Annotated in this window: 19 protein-coding genes and 1 pseudogene; 5 read left to right on the top strand and 15 right to left on the bottom strand. The window is 37.3% G+C overall.

All coding sequences use genetic code 11. The features are described from left to right. Window positions 1-6: 6 nt before the first annotated feature. The 9 genes from RGF10_RS01385 to RGF10_RS01345 all read right to left on the bottom strand — a co-directional run bounded on the left by RGF10_RS01385 (window position 7) and on the right by RGF10_RS01345 (window position 7,213). Entirely contained in the window at window positions 7-723 is a 717-nt protein-coding gene (locus RGF10_RS01385) for an ABC transporter ATP-binding protein (RefSeq protein WP_318506615.1), read from the bottom strand. Then, entirely contained in the window at window positions 720-1,538 is an 819-nt protein-coding gene (locus RGF10_RS01380) for an ABC transporter permease (protein WP_318506612.1), read from the bottom strand. Before RGF10_RS01380 ends, RGF10_RS01385 begins: the two co-directional genes overlap by 4 nt. A 78-nt stretch (window positions 1,539-1,616) precedes the next feature. Then, window positions 1,617-2,219: a nitrous oxide reductase accessory protein NosL gene (locus RGF10_RS01375; protein ID WP_318506611.1), complete on the bottom strand. Its 603-nt coding sequence runs from the start codon at window positions 2,217-2,219 to the stop codon at window positions 1,617-1,619. Then, window positions 2,216-3,508: a right-handed parallel beta-helix repeat-containing protein gene (locus RGF10_RS01370; RefSeq protein ID WP_318506609.1), complete on the bottom strand. Its 1,293-nt coding sequence runs from the start codon at window positions 3,506-3,508 to the stop codon at window positions 2,216-2,218. Before RGF10_RS01370 ends, RGF10_RS01375 begins: the two co-directional genes overlap by 4 nt. 147 nt (window positions 3,509-3,655) lie before the next feature. Further along, a complete protein-coding gene (locus tag RGF10_RS01365) occupies window positions 3,656-3,934 on the bottom strand; it encodes a zinc ribbon domain-containing protein (RefSeq protein WP_318506606.1) in 279 nt (92 codons plus the stop codon). 217 nt (window positions 3,935-4,151) lie between these two features. Continuing rightward, entirely contained in the window at window positions 4,152-5,054 is a 903-nt protein-coding gene (locus RGF10_RS01360; protein ID WP_318506604.1) for a glutamate biosynthesis transcriptional regulator GltC, read from the bottom strand. A 211-nt stretch (window positions 5,055-5,265) separates the two neighbouring features. Then, a complete protein-coding gene (locus RGF10_RS01355; protein WP_318506601.1) occupies window positions 5,266-6,255 on the bottom strand; it encodes a pilus assembly PilX family protein in 990 nt (329 codons plus the stop codon). A 15-nt stretch (window positions 6,256-6,270) separates the two neighbouring features. Then, complete coding sequence (locus tag RGF10_RS01350; RefSeq protein WP_318506599.1) at window positions 6,271-6,747, bottom strand: prepilin-type N-terminal cleavage/methylation domain-containing protein; 477 nt, start codon at window positions 6,745-6,747, stop codon at window positions 6,271-6,273. 1 nt (window position 6,748) lies between these two features. After that, window positions 6,749-7,213 (bottom strand): type IV pilus modification PilV family protein, encoded by a 465-nt coding sequence (locus tag RGF10_RS01345; RefSeq protein ID WP_318506596.1) that lies wholly within the window; start codon window positions 7,211-7,213, stop codon window positions 6,749-6,751. Window positions 7,214-7,454: 241 nt separating this feature from the next. Between RGF10_RS01345 and RGF10_RS01340 the strand changes: the two genes are divergently transcribed. The 5 genes from RGF10_RS01340 (at window position 7,455) to RGF10_RS01320 (ending at window position 13,976) form a co-directional block, all read left to right on the top strand. Continuing rightward, entirely contained in the window at window positions 7,455-7,811 is a 357-nt protein-coding gene (locus tag RGF10_RS01340; RefSeq protein ID WP_318506594.1) for a PilZ domain-containing protein, read from the top strand. Window positions 7,812-8,065: 254 nt separating this feature from the next. After that, complete coding sequence (locus RGF10_RS01335) at window positions 8,066-10,219, top strand: HAMP domain-containing methyl-accepting chemotaxis protein (protein ID WP_318506592.1); 2,154 nt, start codon at window positions 8,066-8,068, stop codon at window positions 10,217-10,219. Window positions 10,220-10,341: 122 nt separating this feature from the next. Further along, complete coding sequence (locus RGF10_RS01330) at window positions 10,342-11,073, top strand: GntR family transcriptional regulator (protein WP_318506590.1); 732 nt, start codon at window positions 10,342-10,344, stop codon at window positions 11,071-11,073. Beyond that, on the top strand, window positions 11,066-12,607 hold the full coding sequence (gene gntK, locus RGF10_RS01325; RefSeq protein ID WP_318506588.1) for a gluconokinase: 1,542 nt from the start codon (window positions 11,066-11,068) through the stop codon (window positions 12,605-12,607). Before RGF10_RS01330 ends, gntK begins: the two co-directional genes overlap by 8 nt. 22 nt (window positions 12,608-12,629) lie before the next feature. Beyond that, window positions 12,630-13,976 carry a GntP family permease gene (locus RGF10_RS01320; RefSeq protein WP_318506586.1) on the top strand — a complete coding sequence of 449 codons (1,347 nt, stop codon included), beginning with the start codon at window positions 12,630-12,632 and terminating at the stop codon, window positions 13,974-13,976. Between the two features lie 144 nt (window positions 13,977-14,120). Here RGF10_RS01320 and RGF10_RS01315 read toward each other — a convergent pair whose 3' ends face one another. The 6 genes and pseudogenes from RGF10_RS01315 to ilvD form a co-directional block, all read right to left on the bottom strand. Beyond that, the gene (locus tag RGF10_RS01315; protein WP_412176664.1) at window positions 14,121-15,074 is read right to left on the bottom strand and encodes a TRM11 family SAM-dependent methyltransferase; all 954 of its coding nucleotides are present in this window, start codon (window positions 15,072-15,074) and stop codon (window positions 14,121-14,123) included. A gap of 109 nt (window positions 15,075-15,183) precedes the next feature. Next, window positions 15,184-15,539 (bottom strand): annotated as a pseudogene (locus tag RGF10_RS01310) (nucleotide excision repair endonuclease). A 161-nt stretch (window positions 15,540-15,700) separates the two neighbouring features. After that, a complete protein-coding gene (locus RGF10_RS01305) occupies window positions 15,701-17,791 on the bottom strand; it encodes a HAMP domain-containing sensor histidine kinase (RefSeq protein WP_318506584.1) in 2,091 nt (696 codons plus the stop codon). Beyond that, window positions 17,766-18,452: a response regulator transcription factor gene (locus RGF10_RS01300; protein ID WP_318506583.1), complete on the bottom strand. Its 687-nt coding sequence runs from the start codon at window positions 18,450-18,452 to the stop codon at window positions 17,766-17,768. The genes RGF10_RS01305 and RGF10_RS01300 overlap by 26 nt, the downstream gene beginning before the upstream one ends. A 206-nt stretch (window positions 18,453-18,658) precedes the next feature. After that, the gene (locus tag RGF10_RS01295) at window positions 18,659-19,300 is read right to left on the bottom strand and encodes a bifunctional 4-hydroxy-2-oxoglutarate aldolase/2-dehydro-3-deoxy-phosphogluconate aldolase (RefSeq protein ID WP_318506581.1); all 642 of its coding nucleotides are present in this window, start codon (window positions 19,298-19,300) and stop codon (window positions 18,659-18,661) included. Window positions 19,301-19,336: 36 nt separating this feature from the next. Beyond that, window positions 19,337-20,980 carry a dihydroxy-acid dehydratase gene (gene ilvD / locus RGF10_RS01290; protein WP_318506579.1) on the bottom strand — a complete coding sequence of 548 codons (1,644 nt, stop codon included), beginning with the start codon at window positions 20,978-20,980 and terminating at the stop codon, window positions 19,337-19,339.

Genomic DNA, 20,980 nt, shown 5'->3' with positions numbered 1-20,980 from the left:
GCCGACCTATTTAAAACCATAGATTTCCTTATTGATTTGATAGAGCCTATTATGAAGTTGATCCCGGTCGATTTCATTCACTTCTATTTCATGATAAATTTGTCCCTGATGCAAAAATACAAGGACATCGGCAATTGCCGAGGCGACATCAAGTTGATGAGTCGATAGCAGGATCGTCTTCCCTTCAGCACGCAATTGCAGCAAAATATCAGCAAAGGTGGACACCCAATAAGGGTCAAGGCCGTTTGTCGGTTCATCCAGCAGGAGCAACTTGCTATCCCTTATGTACGCTTGGGCGAATAAGAGACGCTGTCTCATTCCTTTTGAAAGATGACTAAGCAGTTCATTTTGCTTCGTATCTAAGCCGACTAGCTTTAACGCCTTTTCACTTTTCCCTTTCGGAGCCCGAGCCAACCTACAATAAAAATCAAGCCATTCCTTGACGGTTAGGCCATTAGGAAAATGATAATCATCCGGCATATAGCTTATATTTTTCGGATAGTTTTTGCGGTCCTTGTAGGTTAGACCAGAAACCGTAATTTCACCAGTTGTTGGTTCAAAAATACCACCAATCATTTTTATAATCGTGCTTTTTCCAGCGCCATTTCCACCAACTAGCACACCGATTTGCCCTTCATCAAGCTGTAAGGAAAAGGGTGCTAGCACCACTTTTCGTTGAAAGGATTTCGTGATATTTTTTATTTCCAAAATAGGCTGGCTCATTTTCGCACCTTCCTTCCAATCACAAAGGTGGATATAATTAGCATTCCCGCTACGTAGAGAAGGAGATAGATGGTTAAATAAATAAGTGCTGCTGACCCATTTAGAAAGTCAATCATTTGATAATATTGCTGGCCAAAAATTGCCCCGCCTTTGAATTGAATCACAAAGAAAACCCGTAATAGCTCCGCCGGATTAAGCACGGTAACCACTAATAAAACTGGTTTCACATAATCATAGTGAAGGAAGCTTAAACTGCCGATCAAAAGCATCGGCCAAATCATAATCAAAATGAACCATAAAGCTATTGAAATCATCATGGCCTGCCAGCGTGTTGAGGAAAGGACTCCAAGCAACATGCCAATCGCTAAAAAGGAAGCAGTGATAAGAATGGCAAAAAGATAGATTAACAGGATACCCTTGACTGAGCTCGTACCGTTAAAAGCAAAGCTCAAGCCACTAAAAATACCAAAGCTAAACGTAACAACGATGATATGACTGGCGAACTGACCTAAATATTTCCCAATAATAAATGACTTCATTTTAAATGGATAGGTTAATAACAGCGCAAATCGACCAGATTCTCGTTCCTCCGTAATAGAAAAAGCCCCTAGAAGCATCACAATCAACGGCAATGAATATAATAGGACATTAAATGCAGTTGCCGTAATATTTGTAAAGCTGCTAAGCCCATCAATATTTATTTGAATAAGGAAAATAAATAGCATGATAATTAGGAACAATCCAGCAAACAGATAAAAAGATGTTTGCCTAAGCGATGTTTTCCATTCTTGGCGAAAAAACACGTAGGAATCCATAAAAGTTCCTCCTTTCTACAGGTATAGCAAGGCAATAGAATGAGGCTGATCGAAATCAACCTCATTCCTACTCATTCATTATTTACTCATATCCATTCCTTCAGATGATTTTTCCATGTTCATTCCATCATCCATTGAATCGCTATGCTTTGTCATGGTCATATTGCTTTTATCCTGTGGCCAATCATGCTTGTCGAGCTCTGCTTTCGTCATAATTTTACCCATACCGTTTTTATCAATAAAGTTTTGTGCGCCTTCTTTATCTTTAAAAGCAATGACACCATAGCCCATCGCAGTTGTAATTTTTGGATCAAAAACGTAGACAGCCTTTTCATAGTCTAACCACTCTTTATCATGGTGGCTGCGAACAAATGCTGCTTCAATATCTTTTTCGCCATTTGCCCGAATCCATTTATTCACCATACAGCCAATGTCATCAAACACAAGTGTTTTTCCATCTTTCAAAATAATTTCCGTGGCATCCGCATTATCCGCTACTGCCATTTTACAGTTTTCACATTTGTCGACCTTCTCATCAATCGCCTTTGCCGCTACTGTTTTTTCCTCAACCTTTGGATCTTCCTTCTTCTCTGTGTTCTTGTCTGCCTTTTCTGTGTTGCAGCCAGCGACCGCGAACACCAAAATCAACAGCATCATGAAATACCCCAATTTCTTTTTCATTGCAACTTCTTCCTCCCCATTAAATAAAAAATAATGCTTGATAGTATGAATAGTATAGAAATATACATAATACCCTGATTAAGCGTCTTTGTTTGTTCCTGTTGCCTATTTGGTTTCATTGCCGGTGATACATCCTTTACTAACTGATTCTCCTCACTCTTAAAGAGCTTCTCCATCAACATCATTCCTGGTGATTGAAAGAGGAGCTGAAAGGCTGAATTCTTATCAGTTATCTCGATAAAATATGGATCGGCAATCACTTTTAAATCACTAAAGCTATCCCCGTTAACGTCTAGCCCTTGTTGATTATCCCAATAGTTTCCATATAACTTATTTTGATTAGAGCCATCTCCATAGGTGAGAATGGTTGTGACATTTATTTTAAAATCATTGTTAAGGATGCTATTATCGGTTGATTGTTTAAAAATAATGCCTAGTGCATTCCCTTGGAATTCATTATGTTGGATTTTATTTGTAAAACTATTATCAATCATGATCCCAATCCGATTGTCATTGATGTGATTGTCTTTAAAAGTTGAGTCATGTACATCATATAAATAGAGACCCTGTGAGTTTACATTTTTCCTGTTTTTCAGCAAATAGTTATTCTCATATAATTCATTGTAAGAAACCATGATCATACTTCCGGTGTGATTATCGCTTAATGTATTGTTCTGTACGATGTTGTCTTCGGTGTACATAAAATGGAGCCCGTAGCGTGAATGTGTTATTTGATTTCCGATGATTTTATTTGCAGTACTATACTCAAGATAGATTCCATCACGGATGTAATTCACCTTGTTGTTTGTGATTACATTATGGTTAGAACGGTACAAGTCAATTCCATTTCCAACTTCCTCTGCCCCTGGTAAACCCGTGACTTTAGCTCCGTTAATCTCGATATGACTAGCTTCATTTAACCGAATCCCAATGCGTGCAGTCTTAACCGTCACATTTTGCAGAGAATGATGTGACCCTGTTACATAAATGGCATAGTCAGAGGTACGATTCTCGACGTTTATATTCTTAACCGTTACGCCTTTATTCTTAATGATGATTGCAGGGGTTTCTCCATCCGCTTTTATCTTTACCTTGTCTTGTCCAATAATCGTTAATGGTTTCTTAATGGAGATTGAGCCCGTATAAGTGCCACTAGGGATGATAACCGTTTCACCCGCTTTAGCTTGATCAATGAGTACTTGAAGGTTACTGCTCGCTGCCACCTTGGTTGATCCAATCATCGTAATAAACAAAAGCAGAATCCCTGCCAGTTTCATTTTTGGTAGCATGTTCCACACCTCATCCTCAATATAGCACTTCAAAAAATGACAATATATGACTCTTTATGGCTAATATTGTGACGAAATTGCGACATTACATTGATTAATAAAAAGGCCTAGAGATTTGATCTCTAGGCCTTTTCCTCTATATCGTTATTATTCCCTTTTAAATTTAACAATAAGTTGCCTAAATCCATCTGGAAGAGTGGATTGAATGGCAGCAAACCACGATTGGTTCATATTTATCATCGTTGAAGCGCTTACAGTCCTGGCGTTTAAATCCGTTCCGCAATGCATACACTCAACCTGATACTTATTATAATTCCGTTCCCCACAGCTATAGCAAAAATCCTTAGTGCGAAAAGGTCTTACACCACATTTAGGACAAATCTCGGCTGCTTCAGAAATTACTACTCCACAATTGGAACAATACATTTTGATTCCCTCCATAGACAGAGATATGAACGTACCTTTTGCAAATCTTAGAATTATGCTCATCTCTATTTTTATTTTAATTTTTAAATTTATTTAATATTTCATACAAATTCCATTATACTAAAACGCTTACAATTTTTATCTGATTTTGGAGAAAAGTAGAAAAATATTCATAATTACAAAAAAGACAGTCTTAAGTGACTGTCTTTCCTAACGATTATTTATACCGCTCTAAGCGTAAAAAGAACTCTTTGACAAATCCATAAAAGGCTTTTTCAGAAGGAGCCAGCTCCCGTCGTTTCGGGATAATCAAGCCAACCGTTCTCCTCACATGCGGATATTCAAGTGGAACTTTTACCGTAAAGCGTGGTGGTGTTTCATCAAATGTGCTTTCTGGAAGAAGGGTTACTCCCATCGATGCCGCAACAAGTCCTTTTATCGCATCCAAATCCTCACCAACAGTCGAGACATTTGGTGAAAAACCAGCTTGTCTGCAGGCATCAATCGCAATCCGATGCAAAATCATTCCTTCAGGAAAAAGCACAAATTCATCCGTCCTTAAATCATTCAACCTGATACTATTCCGCTCTGCTAAAGGATGATTCACAGGTAATAGCGCCGATATATTCTCTGAAAATAAAATATGGCTTTCTATATCTTCATCCTCAGGCGGGACTGGACCGAGAAAGGCAATATTGATTTCACGATTTTTAACCGCTTCAATCAAGAATTTATATGAGCCTTGTCTAAGCTGAAAATCAACATTTGTATGTTCCTCTTTAAAGGCTGAGATCACCGTCGGCATGAAATGGCTGGCCAAACTAGTAGGAAATCCAATTTTAATGATCCCTTTTTCCGGATTTAAGTAGTCATCAATTTGCTGTTTTGCATACTCAATTGCTTTTAGCGCAGTTTCAGCATGCTCTAAAAACAATTTCCCAACTGGTGTAAGTTTAACATTCCGTCCTTCTTTTTCAAATAATTGGACCCCTAGCTCATCTTCTAAGTTGCTTATTTGTCGGCTTATTGCAGATTGGGCCACATGTATATGCTGAGCAGCTTCTGAAACGTGCTCGCGTTTCGCTACTTCAATAAAATAGCGTAATTGCCTGAGCTCCATCGTTTTACCCCTTTAATTATCCATATCAATATTAGATGATTTTTATCTAAATTATATAATGTTTGTACTCATATAGGAAGAGGCTAAATGTTTTTTAAGATAGTATTATACTCGATTCACTAAGGCTATGAAAGCAAAACTATTGCTCTCTATCTGGTCATATGCATAAATAAAAAACCTCAAGCCTGTTCAACATGCTTGAGGTGTCATTTTAATATTGAACATCAAGTTGGTTATCGTCTATCTCCCACTCATTGTAATCATAGAAATACTCAACACGCGTTTGAACTTCCGGGATATTCGGACATGAACCCGATTCTTTAACAGCAGGATAGGGATCCCATTTATTCGTTGCAGCGTTATAAAGGTAGGCATTTCCTTTAATACATATATAGTTTGCCCCACTTCCGCTGATTTTCACTTTATTCGTAAAGTAAGCATTACCTGAAATAATAAGCATGCCGTTACTACCTTTAAATTCAATTGAATCAGGATTTCCTGCTAACCATGCATTTCCACCAATTAAAAGCCGTCCGTTTCCTCTTATAAAAATTTTATTTAGAAACTTGGCTGACCGATACAGCTCTGATACATCTTTTCCTGACAGGTCGACTATAGAAAATACCGGATCCATTGCCAATATATTCGGGTCGACAGGCGTAGTCGAAATGGGTTGAGTAGATAGAATTTGACCTTTATTATTAATGATAAATTTGGCATTTAACTGCTTTGTTCCTTTTCCTTCGACCTTGCCTGTGCTTTGAACCGGAACTTTCATACTCGTAAAACCAGTACAGGATACATTGTCTTTAGATGTAATTGTACGTGCTCCTGCGTATTTTACTTGAAAAGAATAATTTTGATTGCCGTTCATTGAGATGTCTTTTAATAACGTGGTTGCGTTCAAACGTTCCGTTAGTTTTTCACAGTATAGTGTATCATGGTTTACCGTCTTATTTGTTTGTGTAATCTCTTTTACATCTGCTATAGCTTGATTGACTTGGTTTTGTAAAAAAGCTTCTGCGTATTCAACGCCCATTTCAGCCATTTGTTTTGTCTGGGTCGTACCTTCGCTTATCCCAATCTGCTTCATCGTACTAATTGCTTTTGGAATAAGCACCATGGCAAAAATGGTAATGATCATGATTAGCATAAGGACAATAACTAAAACATATCCACGTTCATTTCGTGAGACCTTCATCCAGTTTTTCCTCCATTACAACCTGCTAATAACACTACTAATCTCAAACTTATTATTTGTGTCCTTTTTGTCAATTAATGTTAAGCTTTTTATGTTTAGCTTTTGTTTCTTATTGATTGTCATACTAATTTGCTGAATAGTTCTTGGATCAATAATAATGGATGCAGTATTGCTTCCCACTACCATCTCCAATGAAATATCATAGCTTGGATTGACTATTTCCTGATTTCCTATTTTTAATTCCCATTCTTTCGCATTGATACGCTGATAACTAATATCAAAGGTTGTACCTGCTCCACTTACTTGGGCACTAGAAAACATTGATAGTATCAGATTAGCCTCTTGGCGGAGATTTACATGAGTATCACTTATTTCTTTACTTCGAAAGCTTTGAAATAACATACTGGAAACAAGCACCATAATACTAAGGGATATCGCAAGCGTTAGCAGTAATTCAACTAATGTTAAACCTTTGTTATTTTTGAAGATCATCTTACTTCACCCTTACATACCCATAAGTTTCCGAAAGTAGTTTTCGTTCTGTACTATTGGGAGAATTGTAAATTTTAATTTGAATTACGTATAAGGTAGGCATATCCAATTGTTTTGATAAGACAATTTCTGGGTAATAATTTTTATTGTTATTATGATAATAACAAGTAGAGGCTTGTAGAGCCGATTTTAATTCAAGGGGGTAATTTCCACAACTTAATAAGAGATTATCACTTGAGATGGATGTATTTTTATAATTGCTTTCCACGATATTTAATGTTTTCGTAGCTAAATGAAACGCAACTAGCCTTTCTTCATTTTTTCCGGAAAATAATGTAGTCTGACTAAAAAAACTAAAGAACGTAATCAGGACAATTGATATGAGTACTAAGGAGACCAAAATTTCTGTTAGTGTTAGACCAGCTTGGTTCATTATTTTTGGTTTTAGCCTTTTAAATAAAATCACCTAAACCTTCCCCTCAAATAATATAGTTTTTAAATTTATCAAATTAATTTATTATACCTAAATATTTGATAAGGATATATAGACTTATCACTCCTATGTTTTATTTTTCCGAATTCGTAACAATTTAATTCTTTATATCCGTCTTTTCTTTAAGAAGCATCAATTATAGAAACGATAATAGCTGCAAAGGAAAAAATACAATGCTATAATATTTCAAAATATCTAGTGTAGGAGGAACACGATGATCCAATCCTATAATCGGCGGCGCGAATATAATCGAACATATTTTAATAGAGGTATTCCGGCTACAATTGAACTGGTAACCGAAGCATTTAATCAAGAGTTCAATTATAGAAAAGCAATTGATATGTTTGTCCTTGATATGAGTGCAAGTGGACTGCGATTTGTCCATAAAATTGAATTTCCGATAAATTATATTGCTGTCTATAAAATTAGAATGGTACTTAATAATAAGAATCTTATACTTTTCGGGAAAATTATTCGTAAGAATAGGCTTCCCCATCAATTCAATGAATATGGTGTAAAATTTGATTATAATTTTATAGATAATAATAAATTTTATAGAAACACAAAATAAACACTTTTTAGATATTCTGTAGGTTAGTCAGTACAAACCAAACAGGAATCTTAAGTGTTTTTTATTTATCTTTCAAAACAATTTTTCTGTTCTTACAAAATATGATGATTCTTTGTCACTTTCCTTGAAATTGATTTCCCCTTTGTAGAAGCGTGATTTTTATCATAACTAGTGGTTATATTTACCTATATTATTAGTTTAGCATTGCTATTCCTAGCAAATAATTTTGGCAATCTAGAAGAGGTGCAGCAAATATGTTTAGTAAAGTATCAATGAATGTGAAACAAATGGGCAGTTACATTATCATTATTTTATTCTTCATTGTAATTACCAATACTTCTTATAATAATGTTAACCACCTTCGAGACCAAACAGCCTATATTGGGGAAGTAAATGTACCAAAAATTGATTCAGTCGCGAAGCTAAAAGAAAGCATCACGCATATTGATCAAAAGATAATTATGCATGCTTTTGAACGAAACATTGATCGAAAGATAGAAATTGAAAAACAAATTGAAACAGAAATGAAATCTGTTCATGACCAAATAACGATGCTTGAAAAGTTGAAATTTTCACAAGAATCAAAGAAAACAATCAATGAATTTAGTAAGAGTACAAATTTATATGGTCAACTCCTCCCACAATTCTTTGATGTATCCACCAGCAATGACTATGCACCTTTATATGTACAACTTGAGAAGTTAACTTCAATTAATGAAGAAATGGATAATACGCTTGAAGATCTTGCTAAGACTGCAAAGGCTGATGCACAAAATACTCATAAGCAAAATACTAAAGATGCAAACTTCTTTAACTGGGAGATTCTCATTCTATCCGTTACAGCCTCCATATTTAGTACTATTATCGCATTCTTTACAACACGCCTTATTTCTCGTACTGTTAAAAGGTTTGCCCAAAATGTCGATGTAACTAATAAATCAGTTGATGAAATTAAAAAATCAATTGATAAAACTGCACTAAGTTCACAACAATTAGATGTCTCGATGAATAAAGCAAGTGATTCTGTTAGTGAATTAGTTGAATCCATCCAACAAGTGGCTGGTAGTGCTAGTATCACGTCATCTGGAGTAGATGAAATCTCTGCCGCGGTAGAAGAAATGAGTGCCTCTGTCTCCTTAGTTGCAAGCAGCGCAGATACCCTTGCATCTTCGGCTGGAGAATCATCCTCTGCTATTCAGGAAATGATGGCTTCTATTGAGCAGGTTGCTAAAAATGCAGATAATGCAAGTTCAGGTGTAGAACAGATTTCTGCAGCCATTGAGCAGATGAGCAATTCAATTAAAGGGGTTAGTAACAACGCAATCGGCTTAACCGAAACGGCTGAGGAAACAGCCAAAACCGTTGCAGATATGATTGATTCAATCAAGCAGGTTGCAGCACGGGCTCAAACAGTTAACGGGCTCAGCAAATCGGTTATGAATGATGCATATGAAGGGACACTCTCCCTTAATGAAACATTAAACGGCATGCAGGATATTTCGCAAGTAATTAATCAAGCAAGTATTATGATGAAAAACCTTGACAAAAATGCAGAGGAAATTGGTAGTATTATTGCCGTTATTGATGAAATTGCGGACCAAACTAATCTATTAGCACTGAACGCCGCAATTGAAGCTGCTCGTGCAGGTGAACACGGAAAAGGATTTTCTGTTGTAGCTGATGAGGTTCGGAAACTGGCTGAACGCTCTGCTCAGGCGACAAAGGAAATAGCTATTTTAATCAAGGGTATTCAGGCGGAAACAGCCACTGCTGTGACATCGATTAATGTAGGTTCCAACAAAGTTACGGTTGGAAATCAATTAGCTGATAAAACGAAGCAAGCCATTCAGAAAATTTCCGAGGGAATTACACAAGTAACTGAGGAAATGAATCAAATTGCGAAAGAAACTGAAGATCAACAGTTGAATAGTAAACTAATCACGAAAGCGGTCGGAAATGTGACAAGTCAATCACTACAAATGACCCATTCAACAAAAGAACAAACGATTACAGCTGAAGAAATTGTTAAGGGAATTATCGAAACGAAAGACATGGTTCAGCAAATCTCCATTGCCACAAACGAACAAACCAAAGGGGGACGCGCAATAGTTGAAGCTGTTGAAAACGTGTCAAAACAATCTTATTCAGTAACCAATGCAACTAGGGAACAAGCATCTACCTCTGTAGAGATCGTGCGTAATATTACTAGTATTAAAGAGATGGTCAAACAAATTATGATCGCAACGAATGAACAGGCAAAATATGGTCAAGATATCTCCTCTGAGGTATGGAACATAAAAGATCAAGTAAATGAGCTAGATGCCAGCATCGAAATTCAAACTAAGGAAATAGAAGATGTAGCAAAGGCTATTTATGAAGTGAATGAACAAGTAAAAACATTAAAATAGAATTAAAAAAACCGTCTTCTCAGTGAAGGCGGTTTTTTTATGTAAAGCGCTTGCATTCATTCAAATTTCAGATATAATACTTGTATACAAGTACACTTGAATATTTGAAAGAGGGTGAATGTATGTCAGAATCCAAGGATTTACTCTACCCTGAAAAGTGGCTAGCAAAGGCTTCTGCAGGGGACCGCGTGACCTATGAACTTAGAATGAGAATTATTTCCGGTATGATTGAAAGCGGTGCCATCCTTTCTGAAAATAAATTAGCAGCCGATTTTAATGTAAGTCGTTCTCCCATTCGAGAAGCATTAAAAATATTAGCTTCTGAAAACATCATTCGATTAGAACGAATGGGTGCCGTTGTGATTGGATTAACGGAAAAGGAAATCGAAGAAATCTATGATGTCCGATTACTCATTGAAACCTTTGTATTCGAACGTCTCGTAGGAATCGATACGAAAGAACTAGTAAAGGATCTTAGCAAAATATTAGAAATGATGAAAGTCGCGATCAAATATCACGATGCTGATGAATTTTCCTATCAAGATGTTTTATTCCATGAAACGATTATTCGGGCCATTGGTCATTCTTACATCCATATGATCTGGAATAATTTAAAACCTGTAATGGAAGGCTTCATTCTATTATCGATGCGGGTTCGCTTTAAAGAAAAGTATGATGACTTTCCACGAATTGTGGAAAATCATGAGTTATATATTGAAGCCATTCGAACAAAAGATAGAACTCTTATGATTCAGTCGTTACATCAAAACTTTGATGATGTTCAAGGGAAAGTAGAAGACCTATGGAGGTCACAGCAGCTGCTGTCTAAAGGAGTCGAGCAGGAAAATGAATAGCTATATGTTAGGGGTCGATATTGGTACGACGAGTACAAAGGCTGTTTTATTTAGCGAAGCAGGCGAAGTCATCCAAACAGAAAATATCGGTTACCCACTATACACACCAGATATATCGACAGCTGAACAAAATCCAGAGGAGATATTTCAAGCAGTCCTAAAAGCCATTTCAAAAATTACGAAACTAAATTCAGAAAAAAAACTATCGTTTATATCGTTTAGCAGTGCGATGCACAGTGTAATTGCAATAGATGAACAGGACAAGCCACTAACACCATGTATTACATGGGCCGATAACCGAAGTGAAGCATGGTCTGAAAAAATAAAAACTGAGCTTAATGGACATGAGATTTATAAACGAACCGGCACTCCGATTCACCCGATGTCACCTTTAAGCAAAATCACGTGGCTTGTCAATGAACAGCCTGAAATTGCTAGCAAGGCGAAGAAGTATATTGGGATTAAGGAATACATTTTTAAAAAATTCTTTGATCAATATGTTGTCGATTATTCTCTCGCTTCTGCGATGGGCATGATGGACCTTAAAAACTTGGATTGGGATGAAGAGGCATTGAAGATTGCCGGCATCTTCCGAGAGCAATTGTCCGAGCTTGTCCCCACTACGAAGGTTTTCAGTCATTGTCAGCCTGAATTAGCAAACCAAATTGGAATCGATCCCACTACCCCATTCGTGATTGGTGCCAGTGATGGGGTCCTATCTAACCTAGGTGTCAATGCGATTCGAAAAGGAGAAATTGCTGTTACAATCGGGACTAGCGGGGCGATTCGAACGATTATCGATAAGCCGCAGACAGACGAAAAAGAAAGAATCTTTTGTTATGCACTTACAGAAAAGCATTGGGTCATTGGTGGTCCTGTAAACAATGGCGGGATGGTCCTACGCTGGATTCGTGATGAACTTGCCTCGTCGGAGGTTGAAACAGCGAAAAGGTTAGGGATTGACCCATACGATGTTTTAACCAGGATTGCAGAACGAGTAAGACCAGGGTCTGATGGATTGTTATTCCATCCATACCTTGCAGGAGAACGCGCCCCTTTATGGAATCCAAATGTTCGTGGTTCCTTTTTTGGGCTAACGATGTCCCATAAGAAGGAACATATGATACGCGCAGCGCTTGAAGGTGTTATCTATAATTTATACACTGTATTTTTGGCGCTAACCGAATGCATGGATGGTCCTGTCACCCGGATTCAAGCAACTGGAGGCTTCGCACGTTCAAATGTATGGCGCCAAATGATGGCGGATATATTTGAATCTGAAGTTGTTGTACCCGAAAGCTATGAAAGTTCTTGCCTCGGTGCTTGTATTTTAGGTTTATATGCAACTGGAAAAATAGATTCGTTTGAAATCGTTTCGGAAATGGTGGGTAGCACTTTTAAACATACACCTATAGAAGAGGCAGCAAAGGAATACAGGCAACTGCTACCAATTTTTATTAACTTATCCAGACTATTAGAAGATGATTATACAAGGATAGCAAATTATCAAAGAAGTTTAATCCAACACAACTAGAAAGCTATACGGGGGAATTAATATGCCATTAATTATAGTAGCAATAGGGATTTTAGCATTACTTCTATTAATCATGGGTCTAAAACTTAATACGTTTATTTCACTCATTATCGTTTCGTTTGGCGTTGCTTTAGCACTGGGGATGCCATTAGAGGAAGTTGTTAAGACCATTGAAGCAGGACTCGGCGGAACGCTCGGACACTTAGCCTTAATCTTTGGTCTTGGTGCGATGTTAGGAAAACTGATCGCTGATTCTGGCGGTGCACAACGAATTGCGATGACGCTTGTGAATAAATTCGGCGAGAAGAATATTCAATGGGCGGTTGTGGCTGCTTCATTTATTATCGGCGTTGCTCTATTTTTTGAAGTCGGTTTAGTTTTGTTGATTCCGATCGTATTTGCGATTTCAAAAGAATTAAAGATTTCAATTTTGTACCTTGGGATTCCGATGACAGCTGCCTTATCAGTCACACACGGCTTCTTACCGCCACACCCAGGACCAACGGTGATCGCCGGGGAGTATGGTGCAAACATTGGCGAAGTTTTACTTTATGGTTTCATTATTGCTGTTCCAACTGTTTTTCTAGCTGGGCCAGTCTTTACGAAGATCGCGAAAAGGCTTGTTCCTGCATCGTTTACTAAAACAGGCAGTATTGCTTCTTTGGGAGAACAAAAAACTTTCAAGCTTGAAGACACTCCAGGCTTTGGAATCAGTGTTTTTACGGCATTACTTCCTGTTATTTTAATGTCGATTGCCACAATTATTACGTTGCTTCAAAAAACAATCGGGTTTGAAGATAATAGTTTCCTAGCTATGATTCGATTTATCGGAGATGCGGGTACTTCGATGTTAATCTCCCTAATGGTTGCAGTTTATACCATGGGCTTGGCTAGAAAAATCCCAATCAAAACCGTAATGGAATCTTGTACAACCGCGATTACTCATATTGGGATGATGCTGCTAATCATTGGCGGCGGCGGTGCCTTCAAGCAAGTATTAATTAACGGCGGCGTTGGTGATTATGTCGCTGAATTATTCAAAGGAACGTCTTTATCACCGATCCTACTTGCTTGGATTATTGCAGCAATTCTACGTATTTCATTAGGGTCTGCCACTGTCGCAGCATTAACAACGGCTGGTTTGGTAATCCCAATGCTCGGCCATTCAGATGTTAACCTGGCTTTAGTGGTGCTCGCAACAGGTGCAGGAAGCTTAATTGCTTCACACGTAAATGATGCTGGTTTCTGGATGTTTAAAGAGTACTTTGGTTTATCGATGAAGGAAACCTTTGCGACATGGACCTTGCTTGAGACGATTATTTCTGTAGCTGGATTAGGGTTTATCTTATTACTAAGTTTGTTTGTATAAGATATTTTTCAAGTCTCTTCAAATGAAAGCGATTAATTCACTACTTTAGCATTTCACAATAAAGCCCTAATGAAGAGTGATCAAGCTCCTTCTCTTAGGGCTTTTTCCTATTCTTTCCCTGGAAATAATATAGTTCAATAGCATTCATATACATACGATCACTTCGCGTGTAAAAGAACCTTTCTTTACAGCAGCTCGATCGATTATTTCGAACCCTGCATTAGCAAGGATTTCATCGATTGGTTCAACCGTTACGATAACCACTTTGTTAGCAAACTTACGCGCACTTTGGAGCATTTCGAGCTGCTCCTCCGTTGTAATAACAGAACATAAATTGTAAGGTAAATCAATAATCGCCACATCATAATGCTCGGTGATATCACGAATATCTGCTAATTTGACTTCACAACGATATCCAAAATGGTCAATATTCTCTCTCGTTCCCTTAAGAATCAGCGGGTTTCTATCACTACCGACGATATTAATCCCCATGGATAAGGCTTCAACAAGTACAGTTCCAATCCCACAACAAGGATCAATTGCTTTTATTCCACCTGGGTCTGGGATAGCGATATTGGCAACTGCTCTAGCGACACGGGTGTTCAGTGCAGTCGAATAGCTATGGGGCTTCTGTTGATGACGAAACCAAACGGACTCACTTTTAACATAGTCACCAAATATCCAATTTCCTTTTAAATGCATGACGCCAAATTTTCGATTTGGTTGCTCGAGGTCAGCTTGGCCATTTATGTGTAAACCGATTTCTCGTTCAATTGCTCTACGGCTAGCAAATCCCTCTAATTCAGTTTGTTCGTTCGTTTTAACATATTTCACCTTAAAGGTTTCCCCGTTACGCAAAGAAAGTGTTTCTACCTTTTTAATCAGATTTTCAAGGCTCTTTTCGGTAAAAATGACTGCCATTCTTTCTTTTATGAACGGACTTCGACTTGGGTCTATTTTTAGATAGCTTTCCAATATGCCTGTTTGCGAATCCTGGCTGAAAAATGAGCGCATTTCTAATTCGCATAAGGAGCGTTCATTTTCATAACTAGCATATGTATAGATAAAGATTGGTTGTTTATGGTTTGTCCTATCCAATTCGTTCTCATCCTTTAATCCATCAAATATAAAAAGCAATAGATATGGTCTTAGTTGACAGTACCTATTGCCTTTAGATAACTTGACTGCTGTTATACTTGTTTGTATTTTACTTAAAAAACACCTTGTCGATATTGTACATGGATTTTAGTTCATTAATGATGTAGGTTTCGTAGATTTCTCTATGTACTGGTTCATCAACTACATAAACTTCAATTTTCGTGACTTCATCACGATGATTTTTTATCGGGAAACACTATCCTCAAAATGTCTTTTTATTCTTGGTCTTAGCTTTCTTGCCTTCCCTACGAACAATAACTTATTATTCTGATTGTAAAATAAGAAAATCCCACCCTTATCTCTTGGGATAAGATGAAAATCAGTAAATCCATAAATATTACTTTGCTCCGGATTGTCCTGTTTGTTTATGATTACATTTGGTTTTGGAATGGTTATGTTAATCACTTACACTCAACTCCTTCTTGGTATACCTATTAGGTATCATACCATTAATTTAACTGTATTGAGTTATTTGCTAGCGAAAAAGAGGCCTCTCCTTTTTACTAGCTTTTCCAACCTTTTTGGTAATATGTTTTTGTAGAAGTTGAAATACACAACTGTTTGAATCATTTTCCTCCTATTTTATATTTCGGTAAATATATCATCGCTTTAAATAAATCACCATCTATTTGAATCGAAAAACGCCCACTTTGGATTTCAATTAAGCTTTTCGCAATTGATAGACCTAAGCCACTACCTTGGCTAGACCTCGATTCATCACCTCGTTTGAAACGTTCCATTAATTCGTCTGATGAGATATTTAACTCATATGCTGAAATATTTTTAAGGATGATTAAGACTTCGTGTCCTTCATCTATAATATCGATATAAACTCGGGATTGTCTTTGTGCATATTTGAAGATATTTGATAATAGATTCTCGACTGATCTCCATAATAATTTTCCATCTGCATTTACATATACCTTATCCTTTGGATAATTTAGCTTGAAATCTAAATCTAATGCTTCAATTTTTTCATTCACTTCTCCTAGTCCCTGCGAAATTAACGAAACAATATCGACTCGCTCTAATTGAACTGGGATACTTCCGCTCGAAGCCTTTGATGCCTCAAATAAATCATCTGTTAAGATTTTCAATCGTTTTGATTTTTGCTCTAAAACATCAATATACTCTGCGACCTTTGCAGGGTCCTCTTCTTGTTTTAATAAATCCACATAAGTGATAATAGAAGTCAAAGGGTTTCTAATATCATGCGACACATTGGTGATGAGCTCCGTTTTAAGCCGCTCACTTTTTAATTCACTATCAACAGCATTTTTCAAACCGTCGGTGATGCTATTGATATCTGCAGCAAGATTTGCAAATTCACCTTTACCATCGATCGTGATGTGATGATGAATATCGCCATCCTTTATTCTCCCTACCCCTTGTTTAATGGCATTAAATGATTTGATTTTTTTAAAAGCAAACCAAGCAGCAATGCCAATTGTTACTGGAAACATGAAAAATGTAATTGCTATCAAGAGCGGATAACCGATTACCACTAATACCGTCTTGATTGCCAAATTTCCGTTTCGATATACATCACCAATAAAGCGAACAAAGATAAACATTAATCGGTAAATCAACGTATGCTTAAGCAGTGTTTTATTCTTGAAATGCTTTACAAGTGAGAAAATGAGAATAAAGCCAATTGACGCAAACGGAACAGTAATTGGAATGAGTGCTATATCAATTTGCTCAAACCATTCTTCTATCATTGCAACCCAAAGCGTTATTACACCTAAGCACATTACGATATTTAGGTCATTATATAATTTATTGAAAGGGTTTAAGTGGACTTCTTGATCCTTAAACGATTTTCGTCCAACCAAAAAGATTAGTATTATAAAAGCTAGAATAAAACCAGCTAAAAACCCTCCTAATCTAGAGAGACTTTTTGTTGCTTCTGTTTTATTTTCCTGCCATTCCTTTATATTTTGATTTAAAAAATTGTCCGTAAAAGCAATATACACGACTGTGCTTTTGGGATCCAATTTATCAAATTCCTCGTTAATTCGAAATAAGTTTTCGTTCTCGTTTATTTCTTTAGGATAAAGTTCACTTTGATAATTCTCAAATAGCATATAAGATGGATTGAATTTAAACTGCTTTTTCTCTATTTTGTCAGTATTCGCATAAGTATTTACTCCATCACTTCCATAATACAATGGGTCCTTGTATTCTTCTAAGTCCTGCAATATGGAGTGATATTCCTTTAAATCATCCTTAATTAATCGATCTTTAGCTTGGGCAATTTTATCTGCATATTCTTGTTTAAATTTCTCATAGTTTTCCCCTTCATTTAACTGTGGATTATAACTTTTAGAATTATATTGATACTCTGAAAAAAGTTCTTCTTCTTCACTTCTTAATTCGTCTTCACTAATTGTTCCACCCGTTAAAATATGCTCTTCATTCTTATATTCACTGAGTAGTCTTGTTAGGTTGTTTGTTATCCTTTCAATTTCTCGCACATATGCCTCGCTATGGAAGTAGTCTTCTTCAAATACAATCCCAAAATCACCATCATTTAAGATTTCAATCTCAACAAATTGTTTAATAGCACCAGTAAAGCAAAGAATGATAATGATAAAAATAACTACTTTCATTATCAATGAGTGACTATAACTATCGTTTTTCCACCTTGTATCCAACTCCCCACACCACCTTTAAATATTTTGGTTCCTTCGGATTAATTTCAATTTTTTCTCTGATTTTTCTAATATGAACCGTTACGGTATTTTCCGGATTAAAGGATGGTTCATTCCACACTTTTTCGTATATCTCCTCAATTGAAAATACTCTTCCTGCATTTGCAGTTAAGAGCTTTAAGATTTTATACTGTACCAGTGTCAGATGGACCTCATCTCCATCGACCGTAATCGTTTTTGTTTCATCGTTGATAATCAGTTCACCCGTTCTAAATACATTCGACTTTGTTTCTAGACCACCGAAGGTTGTATATCTTCGCAACTGAGACTTCACCCTTGCTATCAGCTCTAAGGGATTAAAAGGCTTCGTGATATAGTCATCTGCGCCTAAATTTAGCCCTAAAATTTTGTCGGTATCCTCCGATTTGGCCGACAACATGATTAACGGAATCTTATAATCTTCTCTAATCTTTGCCGTCGCCCGTATCCCATCCATTTTGGGCATCATAATATCCATCAGAATAAGTTGAATCTCATGATTTGCGACTACTTCTAATGCCTCCATTCCATTAAATGCTTTGAATATTTTATAGCCTTCATTTTCTAAATAGATTCCGATTGCATCGACAATTGCACTATCATCATCACAAACCAGTATGTTCATGAGCATCCACTCCTATTTTTGTGTTTTAATCTATGTATCACCCCTTAATTATTACTTTTAAGGGAATCATATCAATCAAATCTTAACAAACTCTTGATGCAATTCTTAAGATTTTCTTAGTACTCATAAAAAAACTTGTATTATGATGACATAAAAAAAGGTTAAGAACATATTGTCCTCAACCTGATTACGTTTAACCATGTATATTAAGATTTGCTTCTTGCTTTCTCAACCTCGGAAACAAATGCTTTAGCGGTAGCTATTAGATCCTGTAAATACTTGTCATTAAAAGGTTTTTTACAATCCACTAACGTGCTTCCTACACCTACAGCAATGGCACCTGCTTTAATAAAAGAACCAACATTGTTTAGATCAATCCCTCCTGTTGGCATAAGTGGGATATGTGGTAATGGTCCACGGATTGCTTTTAAATGACCCGGTCCACCAGTGTTTGCAGGAAATACTTTAATTAAATCTGCACCATGCTCATAAGCCGTTAATACTTCTGTTGGGGTAAAGGCACCAGGTACACTAATCACCCCATAACGCTTGGTCATTTTAATTGTTTCTATATTAACAGTTGGTGAGAAAACAAATTTTGCGCCTGACATAATGGCAGCACGAGCTGTCTCAGGGTCTAATACTGTCCCTGCACCTACTAACACGTCATCATCCATTTGGTCGGCTAATATTTCGATGATTGATAGTGCCTTGGGCGTTTCCATTGTAATTTCCAACGCTGTTACTCCACCCTGCTGCAATGCCTTCGCAATTGGAACGATTGTATCCACCTTTGCATCACGAATGACCGCTACAACACCACGATTTTTAATTTCTTGAAAGCTCATACTCGTAATCTCCTATTCTATTAAAAAGTATAACGATTATTCTGGTAATACTCGAACAGCCCCTGTTGCGGCAGATGAAGCACTAATGGAATATAATCTTAAATATTTACTAGCTTCACGCTTTACTGCCTCAAGCTTTTCACGCCGTAATTCTAATTCAACATTTGGTACTTCTAGCTGAAGTCTTCGCTCATAAATATCGATCTCGATCATATCTCCATTTTCAACTAGAGCGATATTCCCCGTTTCTGCTGCTTCAGGACTTAAATAACCTATTGATAATCCTGCTGATGCGCCTGAGAACCGTCCGTCTGTAATTAAAGCAATACGGTTATATTTCCCTAATACTTCTGTACAACGGTGTAGTTCGCGCATACCTGGTCCACCTTTTGGCCCTTCATAGCGAATCACGACCGCATCCCCTTCTTCAATTTCACCAGCTTCAAAGGACTCTAAAAAAAGCTCTTCAGAGTTGTATACTTTAGCTGGTCCTCTAAACTTTTTAAGGCTTTCGGCAACTGCTGATTGCTTGATTAGTGCACCCTGAGTAGCAAGATTCCCTTTTAATACAGCAATTCCACCTTCCTGATCGATCGGTTGATCTAAATGGTAAATAATTTCTCGATCAAGAACGACCGCATCGGCTATATTTTCACCAACTGTTTTACCAGTGACGGTTAATGCATTTAAGTTAATATTACCTGCTAGTTCCTTCATTAATGCTGGTATTCCACCCGCACGTTGCAGGTCATTCGTTGTATACTCGTTGTTATTAGGTGTAACTCCTGCAAGAAATGGAACTTTACGACTAATTTCATCAAATAAATCCATCGGCAGATCGATACCTAATTCATGGGCAATTGCCGGAAGGTGGAGACAAGCATTTAACGAGCCACCCATGGCTAAAAGGACTGAGATTGCATTTTTAAAGGCATCAATGGTCATAATGTCTTTTGGTGTAATCCCTTTTCGAACAAGCTCTACTGCCCGGCGCCCCGCTTCTTTGGCAGCCTCAAGCTGTTCATCAGATAAAGCACGCATCCACGAGCTTTTTGGAATCGCCATACCTAGTGATTCTGTTAAGCCCTGCATCGTATTAGCCGTCCCTAAAAACGGGCATGCCCCTGCACTTGGATAATATTTATTTGAAATTTCAACCAGCCCTTTTTCGTCTAATTCTCCAGCTAGAAATTGCTTACGAGCTTCCTTAGATTCCTTTGGCTTAATGTGATTTGGCATCACACCACCTAATACGACAACACTCGGTAGATTTAACCGTGCTGTAGCCATAAGCATTCCTGGAACAATCTTGTCGCAAGAGCTTAAAGCAACCATCCCATCAAAAATTCCGTGAGCCTTGACCATAACCTCTACACTGTCGGCAATCGTTTCTCGACTTGGTAAAGAGTACTTCATCCCATCATGGCCTTGAGCAATCCCGTCACAAACAGCAATCGTATTAAATTCTAACGGTAAGCCACCAGCTTCAATGACGCCTTCCTTCACAGCATCGGCAACCTGACGTAAATGAACATGCCCTGGAACAATTTCATTCCAAGAATTCGCAATGGCGATTACTGGTTTCCCCATTTGATTATATTGAACTCCACAAGAGCAAAGATGCGCCTTTAAAATTGCCCGAGTATATGGCTTTATCGTAGATAGTCTGTTTTCCATCAT

The organism is Bacillus sp. T3 (assembly GCF_033449965.1).
GTDB lineage: Bacteria > Bacillota > Bacilli > Bacillales > Cytobacillaceae > Bacillus_BU.
Note: the sequence above shows the minus strand (reverse complement) of the source record. Positions and strands in the feature narration are given on the sequence as shown.